Raw genomic sequence first — 11,051 nt, 5'->3', positions numbered from 1 at the left:
ACAAATTGCCGGATGAGTTGCTCATCACGCTCTGAGATTTGACCGGATTCCCGATGCATTGCGTAACTTTTCTCAACGAGATCCTCCCGGTTATAGGTTGAGAACATGGTATGATCATACCGAAAATTACTGTCAAAAAAGATAAGGCTTTAGGAAATGGTAGCCCAGAGCCGCTGGAGGGATTTGAACCCTCGGTCTGCTGATTACGAATCAGCCGCTATACCCCTAAGCCACAACGGCGTGCCTATACAACTCTCCCTGATGGCATTAAAAAATTTCTATGTCCGGATTTATGAATATCCAGTCATTGAGGTTACACTCTGTGCTTTTTCCTGTGAAGCTTCCAGCGGCCTGAACTTTTGTTCATATTCACCCACGGTCCGCTGGAGTACCTGGAGCAGGTTCTTCGCATGGGTTGGAGAAATACTGACGACGGCTTTTCCCCGTGCCTGATTAATTCCCGGAATCTGATGAAGGAACATGAAGGTAAATTCATCCTCTTTATAAGCAATCTGGATCATATTACTGTATACCGGCTCCACATTTTGAGGAATGGTCACCTGTATCTCATTTGAAGACATACCTACATCTTATATGGTATCTGCATTAAAATGACCGAATCTTCTGAAACATGTGATAATGCAATTCCGATATCATCAGTTATTCAGGCATATCGCTGTCCACGGCGATTCTATTTTTCCCGACATGATAAGATTGTTTCAACCGGAAGGTACACGATCTGCAAACAGATCTCACTCAATATCGTTCATCCACCTGATGAAGATGCTCTCTGGGATGAAATCTGCCTGATTGAACCTACCATAAACCCGGATATGCGTGAATATCTCTCTCACTGTCTTGTCAGTACTGCTCATACACCACTTCCCACATGGACTGATTCTGACATCGCAGTGAACTCGAAACGGTATGGCATATACGGTCAAATCGATAAATACGATGCACAATCAGGCTCTATCTCGGTTATCCGAAATTCAGGTTCACCCTCAAAAGGCTGCTGGTCTGATGACCGTATCCGTCTCGCTGCATATCTTCTCTGCCTGCGTGAATCAAGGGGAATTGATCTCTCCGGAGGATATGTAGAATATATTCCTGATGGAATAGTCAGATACTATGAGCCTCAGCCACGGGATCGGCGTGGACTGATACAGGCGTTAGTGCTGGCAAGAAAAGTGTTATCAGGAAATCTGCCTGCTAAACCGGTTCATGCACCCTGTACCAGGTGCACGTATCAAAAGCAGTGCAATCCTGAGAAACCAACACTGCTTTCACATATTTTGTTCAAGAAGCGTTAGGGACCTTATATATTCTCCCCTGGCCTCTCTGGTGGTTCCCACGATGAGCCATTGTTCATCACCATGCTGTTCCAGAACCCCCTGTGCTTCAATCTGCTCACCGGTTTTTGCCTGACCGGTATACGTATGGGTGAATGAAAGAACCCGGGTGATGGATGAATGGTCTACTTCATAAATGGCCGGACTGTCATAGGCAAAGCGATCATCAGTAACGGTTGCTTTGATCGTTTCCCGTCCCAGGACCACTCCTTTCTGCATGACAAATCCCGGGAGATCTGCATATGACCGGGAATAGAGGAGATCAAAATAGGTGCCATCTATCTGCCCGCGATTCCATTTCCTCTGTTCATGAAGCAGAAATTCTTCATACCCAAGCTCCGGATTTCGTTTCTTGTAAACCGCTTTCCAGAGAACTTCATCGAGATCTTCTATCTCTCCGGCTTTGATTCCTTCCTGAAGTCGGTTTTGTGCTTTAAAAAACCACGATCCGTACACAACACCGTCGATATCTGATCCTGGACCCGCGATTCCGCAGAGCATAGATCCGGTAACTCCAAAGGCACCATCGGGAAGATCAAAAATGTTCCTGAGCCGTTGTACCCGTTCATCTTCTAACGCTATTTTACTCAACTGCTCATCAGGTTTCAAAACTTCGCTGATATCCTGAAGCGGAATCCGGTGTACCAGTCCTGAATATCTGGGTTTATGTTGTGCTACCAGATTGTATGCCTCTTCAAACCCGACTTTCCGGTACCTGATTCCTGAGGGATCTACCCGCTCACCCTCAGGATCCGGAATGTACCGAAGGATGCATCCTGCTCCGGCATCTGTATCGTATGCTGCAACCGCATATAGCCAGTTATCAGAATCCCTGATAAAATCTCGGATCCTGAGTGAAGAAGTTATTCGCATTGCACCCATTCGGCAAGCACTGCTCCAATACGTTCGATGTTCGCTCCGGGCCGGATGATCTCCCGATGGACCAGATCAACAACTGTTGAAGGAGTCCCTTTCAGAGCACCGACATCTATGCAGAAATCATGAGGAACTAATGCATCATTCACTGTTATTGGTGATGGGCAACCTGAAAGGTTTGCGCTTGTTGCCGTAATCGGGCTGTCAAACCTGCTGATGATCTCCAGTGCAACATCTTGTGCCGGGTACCTGATTCCGATCAAGTTAGTCCCTGCGGTAAGCAGAGGTGGAAGAACCGTTCGTGCCCGTAATACCAGCGTCGCTGGTCCTGGCAAAAATTCTTCAATAAATGCCTTCGCAATATCATCAACATAGGCAACAGCAGCGATCATCTCGGGATCACAGACTGCGATAGATAAAGGCTTGTGATATTCGCGGCCTTTTGCTTCAAATACTTTTGATACCGCCTCTTCTGAAAGGGCATCGGCCCCAAGACCATAGAGCGTATCTGTCGGATAAATTATCAGCCCGTCCTGCATCAGGACTTCAACTGCTTTTTGTATGAGATCTTTCAAAATTTTCTCCCCTTTACCCTGAAAATATCAAAAACTGCTATCGATGATATCTGCATCACTGCAAATACTCCGGCCTGAGTCGGATCCGTAACCACCAGATCTGCGTGATCCACCACCGTTCCTGCCATATTCAACGTTATCACGGGAATACCTGCTGCCTTAACCCTGTCAACTGCTATCGACACATCTCCACCCATCAGTGAGCCGGCCAGAACAAGAATAGAGGCCCGGGGGAGCCGGGTAACTGCATCCACTGCCTGTGCTAGTGTTTTCTCCCCTACGAGAGGGATAGTATCTACTGATATCCTCTCTCCTCTGATATTATGTCGGTCAGCCTCATTTACCGCCCCCATTGCAACCTGAGCAACCTGGGCTCCTCCACCTATGATGATGACACGTTTTCCGAAGATATCCCCAAAGGAGCGATGGATAATTACATTACTCACGCCCGGCAGGGTTTGCAGGCCGTTGAGAAGATCTTCCTCAATGATCTCTCCTTCGAATTCTACATAAAGTTCTTCGAATGCTTCGTCACCTTGTCCTTCACAGGCTTCAAGGTGGATCATGATGATGTTCGCATGATGTTCAGCGAATACCGTAGCAATATCTTTCAGTACACCTGATTTATTTCGTGCAATAATGCATATTGCCTTGAGCCCTTCTTCAGATGCCGTTCTTTGTCAACTCCTCTTCGATTGGTCTATGATTATTCTATATGGATCAGGCATCGCTGATCACGAGCTGAACCTGCTCCTTTAGAGTTAGCGCTCCACAAGATACAAGTTTCCTCCCGGAAGGGGAGAGATTTTCGATTTCTTTGGGGGTAGGTTGCCTGAATCATGCATATGGTTGTATCGATTAGAACACCGGTTCATGATTCCCGCTTCGGCATTATTCCCTGTAATAACATTTTGATGACCATTCCTACTGCGAACAGGCAGAGAAGCAGCACAAACCACATCAGGATTCCTACATTGTCCTGGACAACCGGGATGTTCCCCAGGATATATCCACCGCCGATAAGTCCGCATGTCCAGAGGACTCCCCCGATTACGTTATATATGAGGAACCAGCGGTAATGCATATTTCCAATACCTGCGAGAAATGGGGCGAAGGTCCGTATATATGGAACAAATCTGGCAACCACTATGGTTGCTCCTCCCCATCGTGCATAAAACTCCTGGGTATATTGTATCCATTCACCTTTTACAAATCCTGAAAACTTACTATCCAGAATCCAGTTACCTGCATATCTTCCGATCCAGAAATTGGCTGTATCTCCAAGGATAGCCGCAGCAGTCACGATAATAACCAGAGCAGGAAGATCCAGCACTCCGGTTCCTGCAAGAGCTCCGGCAATAAACAGAAGCGAATCCCCGGGAAGAAAAGGGGTTATTACAAAACCAGTTTCGCAAAAAATGACAATAAATAGGACAAGATAGATCAAGACACCCAGTTCTCCCGCCATCTGTGAGAGTGAGTGATCCAGATTGAGAAAGAGGTCAAGGAAGCTAATGGACATATACTCATAGCAGATTGTTCGTATCACCAGATGAGGTTTCCCGAGAATGGATCTGAATTCATTCCGGTTACAATAATCCAATCTTCGAAAGGATGCAAACATATTCACATGAGGTCTTCTCTCACCGGCACGATATCAGACAGGCTAATAACTAGAAAAAACATATGAACATGCCTATGATCAAGAAGGTGCTCATTGCAGTTGATGGATCTCCTGAAGCTGACACTGCATTGTTAAAAGTGTTGGACTATCTCAATCCTCAGGAAATAGAGTTGCATGCAATCTATGTGATATCACCATCAAAATATGCCACAATTGAAGGGGCTGCCGGATACGAGGGGATCTCAACACTTCACGAGATACGGGATCGAATAATTGCAGAAGAACGGGAGATGGTGACTGAGCGGGTGAAAAATATCGGACATGATCACGGCATTGAGATAAAAATGCTCGTTAAATTAGGAGATCCCCGTAATGAAATCCTGAAAGCAGCCGATGAGATGGAAGCGGATCTGATTGCAGTTGGGTCGACCGGAAAAGGACTTGGCCAACGGATCCTCCTGGGAAGTGTGAGCACCTATATTGTGACTCATGCAAAAGTTTCGACCATCGTAGTTCGGTAACCGGTCTGGCATGGATCCAGTCCTATAACGTGTTTGGTTCAACTTTTTTTTAACTCATCCATTATCTTTTATTCTTACCCGGAGAGTATTTGCTATGATCCTAAAGGCGCTGATCTCCCTGCTATTCTGTCTGCTGATTCTTGCGTCAGGATGTACAGCGGTTCAAAAATTTCCTGACTTATCATCTGTTGAAAACGGTCAGGGTTCTGATGCATACCATGCACCAGCACCTGCTCCGGTTTATCCCCGGTCCATGTCAGAAAAATCATCGGTGGCAGGAGAAGTTACAGAAGCATCGGATTCAGACGTGACAGACTCAGATGTCCCGAATCCTTCAGAACCGAAGATCATTAAAACCGGCGATCTCTCACTCCAGGTTCAGGATGTAAGAAAAACTGCAGATTCAATTGGTGAGATTGCACGTGCTGGTGGTGGTGTGGTTCAGTCTTCTTCGGTTACCGTGGGTTCCGATGATCAATACCGGGGAACTATTACCATTCGTGTCCCGTCAGTACAGTTTGAGGGAGCACTAAAATCGATTCAGGATCTTGGAAAAGTCACCAGCAGCAGTATTTCATCGCAGGATGTTACCGAAGAGTATGTTGATCTTGATGCACAGAAGACCGCGCTGGAAGCCCAACTCATTCAGTACAACCGGATTCTTGGTCAGGCAGTAAATGTTTCTGAAATCCTTGTAGTTCAGCGTGAGATTGAACGAATACAGGTAGAACTGGATCGGAAAATTGGGAAGTTGAAGTATTATGATAATCGGATCTCAATGTCAACAATCACCACCCGATTAACAGAACCTCCTCAAGTCGTTACCGCAACCGGTTACTCGATTGCATCAGTGATCAGTGAAGGTATTGCAGGTTTTTCAGGAACCGTAGTATGGCTTGTAATTCTCATCATGACCCTGCTCCCGTTGATTATCCTTGGGGCTACTGCCTGTCTCATCTATCGTAGATGGAAAGTCAGTCGCACTGAATAACCATTACTCATCATTCCTTTTTGCCAACCTTCTATGAACCAGCAGATCAAACGTATGGTATGGATCCGGTACAGGATGTGCTGGTGCTCCGGGATGTGCTGATACCTGGTGGAAGAGTCTGTGATCTAACCCTTGCTGATGGTAAGGTGACTCATCTCGGCTCTTCCGGTTCAGCAGATCGGATCTGTAAATGCAGTGATTTGATGGTTCTTCCGGCAGGAGTCGATATGCATGTTCACATGCGTGATGGATCCCAGGCGTATAAGGAAGACTGGGAATCAGGAACAAAGTCAGCCCTTGCCGGAGGTGTCACGGTTGTGGTTGATCAGCCAAATACGATTCCTCAAATTACAACTCCTGAGTTATTGGCAGATCGGGTGGCTCTTGCGGGCGAACATTCATTCTGTCATTTTGGAATCAATGCAGGTGTTACACCAGAAGCAGATCTTACAGGAATGGCAAAAGGTGGTGCTATGGCATTTGGTGAGACCTTTGCCGGACCTTCAAGTTATGGTGAAGCATTATCACGTACTGATCTGCATAGTGCCCTGACCCGGATTGAAGAACTTGACGGTCTTGCCACTCTTCATGCAGAGATGGTCCGGGAGGGAGACGATACCAGTCTCCCGGCACATGACCGGCTCCGCTCTATTTCGGGTGAACGAGCGGCAGTACAGATGATCATGGAGTTAGCCCCCCCGGATTTGAGATTACATTTTTGTCATATCTCTGCAGCAGATACGGTATCAGATATCAGGTCTACCGGGAATGCGACGATAGAAGTTACTCCTCATCATCTCTTTCTCTCTCTTGAATCATTTCAATCTGAAAATTCTTACGGTAAGGTAAATCCTTCCCTGAGAACTGAAAAAGAGCGGAAGAGGTTATGGGGATGCTGGGAACAGATCGATGTCGTGGCCTCAGATCATGCTCCTCATACGGTCAGCGAAAAATCATCATCGTTTGAAAAAGCCCCTTCAGGAATTCCCGGAGTTGGGACGATGATTCCTCTTTTGATGACTGAAGTCATAAAAGGCCGGATCTCTCTGGCGGATGTGATTTATAAGACCTCTGTCAACCCTGCACGTATACTTGGGATCCTTCCGGCAGGGTATGAACCAGGAATGCGAGCTGATTTTGCGCTCTATCCAAAAGAGGGTACACCAATTCATGCTGATGAGATCTTTTCCAAAGCCGGGTGGACTCCATATGAGGGACAAATTGGAGTTTTCCCTGAACTGGTACTCATGTCCGGGGAGGTTGCCTTTGATAACGGAACCTGCATACGGACAGATCCACGCTGGATGCAGGGAAGAGGCTATATCCCGTAACGGTTAATAGTGTGGTGTGCCTTTCCTCATTTCCTTAGGTCCCCGGGAGATCTGATGAAGACTCAAGAGATGATCCATGGGACAACCCGGATTTGGTACATATTATGGCACCGCCCGGCAGAGGGCGTTTAATGGGTGAAGTACGGCAAAAGCCACTGATGAACACCATTTGTTAATGCCGGGTGACAATCTTATGACAACACCTGATGAGATCAGGGATGCTTTTCTTACTGTTGTTGGTGGAGTTATTCTCACCCTGGAAGTATCAGCAGGCAGCAAGGTTGAACGATTTCCTTCCGGATATAATCCCTGGCGCCAGGCAGTTGGCATACAGGTAAAGGCTGCAGCAATCGAAGGGAAGGCTAACAAAGCAATTATCCATCTGGTTGCTGAAACTCTCTCGATACCCAAAAATTCGGTTCAGATCATCAGCGGGCAGACATCTTCAATCAAAAGGATCCGGATTGAAGGTATTCCTGAAGAAGTACTCAGTCAGATGCTTTCCGCACGTATTCAGTAGCAATACTGCACTTTTCTCAAGAAATTTTCGACCCTATATCGCATAGTTTAAATATTTTGTGAGAGACTGTCTTGCCATATTATGTTCTTTATTTTTCTTCACGGGGGTAGTGCGATTGTATGAGCAGGAGACTACGAAATACCGGATTCATCTTTCTGTTCAGGCAGATGGGGTGGTTGACCGGTCTGACGTAGTCGGTGCTATTTTCGGGCAGATCGAAGGTCTGCTTGGATCTGAGATGGAACTGCGGGAGCTGCAGCGTCAGGGCAGGCTTGGCAGAATTGATGTCAAGGTTATCAGCAAACAGGGAAGATCAACCGGAGAGATTCTAGTCTCCACGTCTCTGGATCGGGCTGAAACTGCTATCCTGGCTGCTTCCATGGAGACCATCAGCCGGGTCGGTCCCTGTTCTGCCCAGGTACAGGTGCAGAACATTGAAGATATCAGAATCACCAAGCGAAACCAGATTGTTGAGCGGGCAAAGGCACTGCTTCTTGAATTTGAAGAACCTGGAATTGATCCGGAATCCCTTATTGACGCAGTACGGGAAAGTCAGCGTGTTGAGAAGATAGAGACTATCGGGCCTGATAATTCGCCCGCTGGTCCAAATGTTCTAAATTCTGATGCCATTATTGTGGTAGAAGGAAGGGCTGATGTGATCAACCTTCTGAAGTCGGGAATCAAAAATGCAGTTGCGGTAGAAGGGACCAGTGTTCCCGGGACGATCATCAATCTTTGTCACAAGAAGACTGCAACAGCGTTCCTTGATGGTGATAGGGGCGGGGATCTGATCCTAAGGGAACTTCTTGAGGTTACTGATATTGATTTTGTTGCCTATCCTCCCCGGGGTGAATCAGTAGAGGATCTTGCCCGTAAGGAGATCATCAAAGCCCTCCGGAACAAAGTCCCGATCGAATATGTGATGGAAGACCGCGTTGCCGAATATCTCTCCAGTAAGGAGAAGGAAGGATCCAGGCCTCAAAAAGGGCGTCCAGAAGAATCTGAAGAGATTTCTGATCCGATACTGGTCTCTGAAGCATCTGTCTCACCTGCTTCACCGGTATCAGATGTGCCTGTTATTTCCTCTGTATCTGAAGAACCGGTGGAGAAAGATGAAGAATCAGATCTTCCATACAAGCCATTATCGGTCTTTTCACATATCAGTGAGGTTCGTGAGCGGGGAGTTATCAGGATGCTCTCAGGAGAAGGAGAAGTAGCTCTTGAAATGCCGATCTCTCAGATTGAAGAATCGATGATTCCTGATGATCAGAATTTTCAGGGAATCGTTATTGATCAGGATGTGAATCAGCAACTTCTGGATCAACTCTCACTTTTTGGAATAAAATTTCTGGCTGCACCCTCCTTCAGCGGAATCGTTCGTCGGCCGGCATCAGTCAGACTTATTCCGTTTAGATAGGCGAAGCTGCTTATTCTTTTATATTTTTCCCGCTTATCAGTATACAAGGAGTGATTGTGTGCATAAAGAGGAACTGATCTCACTCCATCAGATGCTCATTGATGTGAAAGGTTATCTTCAGGAAAATAACCCTGACTCTGATTTCAGCGAGTATGAATCTTTGAAGATCACTCCAAGTCAGATCCACCGGAGCAAAGTGGAGCATAAATATGCGATATTTGTACTAGGGAACGCCATCGCAAAAGCGATGAAAGATATGGAAAATCCTTCAACTGATCGCATGTCGGCACGGATGCATGAGCTGGCAGAAAAAGCGTTGAAGGAGATCGAGTGCGGGTCCTGAATCAGACCTTTTACCACGCTTACTGTTTTTCCATCCGGTTTTGTGCAACCAGATACTCGGCTAGCAGACGGGGAATCGGAGCCTGCATACAATGCCAGTTCGGAGTACCATTTACTTCGAGGACCGTATAGGATCCATCATGAATAAGGAGATCAACTCCACCATAATCAACCCCTGCACTTTCTACTGCACGCGCTGCTATATCATTCATATCAGCATCTATTGATACCGCACTTCCACATCCGCCCTGATGGATATTATGAGTCAGGCTGTCTGAAACTCTCATAATTGCACCAACGGCTTTTCCATTGATGACAAATACCCGGAAATCCCGGTCGTTTGGAATATACTCCTGCAGGTAGTATGGGGGCTCTCCTAATTGTGCTTCAGATTCGACCAGGGTAATGCCGACTCCGTCGAACCCGTACACTGGTTTTGATACAGCCTTCCCATGATCTTCAATGAATTTACCTGCAAGGTGTCGCGATTCAGTGAAAAAAGTTGTGGGTGTGGGAACCTTATCTTTCACCAGTAATGCAGATGTCTTTACTTTACTGGCACAGGTTACAATTCCCTCTGGTGGGTTGATAACCCGGTTTGATAATGCTAAGGCAGAAAGTGTTTCGAAATTATGACCATTCTGCCTGATGCCGCAAGCCCAGATGGTCTCTCCCTCCAACGTACAGGAGAAGGGATCTATCGCTTCAAGAAACACTGCCTGGTATGATTCACCCATCCGGTCAAGTTCGTCCATAACCATGCGGGTGGAATTATCAGAGGGAATATCGGTTGGTTTGGGAATGATAGTGATCATAATAAAAAGAGGTTACTCTGCTGATTGACTGTATTTTTTCCAGACCTGCTCACGATATATGGGCCCGCTGTTATAGGTACAGAAGGGGATGAGTGTATTATCGGGTGTAGCATAATGGATGCAACACCGGTTTACCCGGTCAAGGTCATAGTTATAGTTATCCATAAAATGCATGGTTCCGATAAAAAGGGCGTTCCAATGAAATGAACGAAGCGAATCAAAGTTATGAGTGATCAGGGTTTTACCCAGAATCTTCCAGACATCAAGACCAGAATTCGCTTCATCGTGTTTTACCTTATTATAAAATTCACGTAATCCGTTGATTGCAACCATCTTCTTTGAAAGAGAGTTGCTGTTCTCCAGTTTTCTGGTTAACTGCTCAATGGAGTCAAAGAAGGCATCAACGTCAACGATGCGGTTGATGGGAACCATCCCCTCATCTCTGATAAATACATAGGTTGCTGCTCCGCAGTGTTGATGAGCGGTAAATTTTATCTGTGATTTACCGGTATAAGCCTCAATAAAATTGGAAACCGGCACAACACAAGGAACCGGGTAAAAATCACTTTTAAGAATGGCACTATCGGTTTGATTTTCAATCCGGTCCAGCAATTCCGGAATGGTGATCCGTTCACGTGCCAAATCATCCTGGTTTGCAGCTCCCGTGAATGAAACCGGCTGGAAGTT

13 protein-coding genes, 1 tRNA gene and 1 pseudogene are annotated in these 11,051 nt (G+C 46.3%); 7 read left to right on the top strand and 8 right to left on the bottom strand.

Going from position 1 to position 11,051, the window contains the following annotated elements; genetic code table 11:
• Positions 1–168 precede the first annotated feature (168 nt).
• A tRNA-Thr gene (locus tag LUQ50_RS10450) sits at positions 169–240 on the bottom strand.
• A gap of 50 nt (positions 241–290) precedes the next feature.
• On the bottom strand, positions 291–581 hold the full coding sequence (locus tag LUQ50_RS10445; RefSeq protein ID WP_300039773.1) for a DUF3467 domain-containing protein: 291 nt from the start codon (positions 579–581) through the stop codon (positions 291–293).
• Positions 582–611: 30 nt separating this feature from the next.
• Between LUQ50_RS10445 and LUQ50_RS10440 the strand changes: the two genes are divergently transcribed.
• On the top strand, positions 612–1,313 hold the full coding sequence (locus LUQ50_RS10440) for a Dna2/Cas4 domain-containing protein (RefSeq protein ID WP_300039772.1): 702 nt from the start codon (positions 612–614) through the stop codon (positions 1,311–1,313).
• On the opposite strand, the gene LUQ50_RS10435 is transcribed toward LUQ50_RS10440, so the two are convergent.
• The 4 genes from LUQ50_RS10435 to LUQ50_RS10420 form a co-directional block, all read right to left on the bottom strand.
• Positions 1,287–2,234 carry a nucleotidyltransferase domain-containing protein gene (locus tag LUQ50_RS10435; RefSeq protein ID WP_367278989.1) on the bottom strand — a complete coding sequence of 316 codons (948 nt, stop codon included), beginning with the start codon at positions 2,232–2,234 and terminating at the stop codon, positions 1,287–1,289. The two genes, LUQ50_RS10440 and LUQ50_RS10435, sit on opposite strands and share 27 nt — an antisense overlap.
• Positions 2,216–2,803: an L-threonylcarbamoyladenylate synthase gene (locus LUQ50_RS10430; RefSeq protein WP_367278988.1), complete on the bottom strand. Its 588-nt coding sequence runs from the start codon at positions 2,801–2,803 to the stop codon at positions 2,216–2,218. Before LUQ50_RS10430 ends, LUQ50_RS10435 begins: the two co-directional genes overlap by 19 nt.
• On the bottom strand, positions 2,800–3,450 hold the full coding sequence (locus tag LUQ50_RS10425; RefSeq protein WP_300039775.1) for a DUF5612 domain-containing protein: 651 nt from the start codon (positions 3,448–3,450) through the stop codon (positions 2,800–2,802). The genes LUQ50_RS10430 and LUQ50_RS10425 overlap by 4 nt, the downstream gene beginning before the upstream one ends.
• 224 nt (positions 3,451–3,674) lie before the next feature.
• Entirely contained in the window at positions 3,675–4,325 is a 651-nt protein-coding gene (locus LUQ50_RS10420) for a VTT domain-containing protein (protein WP_300039771.1), read from the bottom strand.
• A 170-nt stretch (positions 4,326–4,495) separates the two neighbouring features.
• Here LUQ50_RS10420 and LUQ50_RS10415 point away from each other — a divergent pair, with 170 nt between their 5' ends.
• The 6 genes from LUQ50_RS10415 (at position 4,496) to LUQ50_RS10390 (ending at position 9,550) form a co-directional block, all read left to right on the top strand.
• Entirely contained in the window at positions 4,496–4,948 is a 453-nt protein-coding gene (locus LUQ50_RS10415; RefSeq protein ID WP_300039770.1) for a universal stress protein, read from the top strand.
• Positions 4,949–5,042: 94 nt separating this feature from the next.
• A complete protein-coding gene (locus LUQ50_RS10410; RefSeq protein WP_300039769.1) occupies positions 5,043–5,939 on the top strand; it encodes a DUF4349 domain-containing protein in 897 nt (298 codons plus the stop codon).
• Between the two features lie 59 nt (positions 5,940–5,998).
• On the top strand, positions 5,999–7,270 hold the full coding sequence (pyrC, locus tag LUQ50_RS10405) for a dihydroorotase (RefSeq protein WP_300039768.1): 1,272 nt from the start codon (positions 5,999–6,001) through the stop codon (positions 7,268–7,270).
• Between the two features lie 193 nt (positions 7,271–7,463).
• The gene (locus LUQ50_RS10400) at positions 7,464–7,790 is read left to right on the top strand and encodes a DUF167 domain-containing protein (RefSeq protein WP_300039767.1); all 327 of its coding nucleotides are present in this window, start codon (positions 7,464–7,466) and stop codon (positions 7,788–7,790) included.
• Between the two features lie 115 nt (positions 7,791–7,905).
• Positions 7,906–9,207, top strand: coding sequence for a DNA primase DnaG (gene dnaG, locus LUQ50_RS10395; RefSeq protein ID WP_300039774.1), 1,302 nt, complete (start codon positions 7,906–7,908; stop codon positions 9,205–9,207).
• 58 nt (positions 9,208–9,265) lie between these two features.
• On the top strand, positions 9,266–9,550 hold the full coding sequence (locus LUQ50_RS10390) for a UPF0058 family protein (protein ID WP_300039766.1): 285 nt from the start codon (positions 9,266–9,268) through the stop codon (positions 9,548–9,550).
• Between the two features lie 19 nt (positions 9,551–9,569).
• On the opposite strand, the gene LUQ50_RS10385 is transcribed toward LUQ50_RS10390, so the two are convergent.
• Positions 9,570–10,364: a RimK family alpha-L-glutamate ligase gene (locus LUQ50_RS10385; protein ID WP_300039765.1), complete on the bottom strand. Its 795-nt coding sequence runs from the start codon at positions 10,362–10,364 to the stop codon at positions 9,570–9,572.
• A 12-nt stretch (positions 10,365–10,376) separates the two neighbouring features.
• Positions 10,377–11,051 (bottom strand): annotated as a pseudogene (locus tag LUQ50_RS10380) (radical SAM protein); the annotation flags it as partial.

This window comes from Methanospirillum sp. (assembly GCF_028679455.1).
Classification (GTDB): domain Archaea; phylum Halobacteriota; class Methanomicrobia; order Methanomicrobiales; family Methanospirillaceae; genus Methanospirillum.
This window is presented reverse-complemented; position numbering and strand designations above follow the sequence as displayed.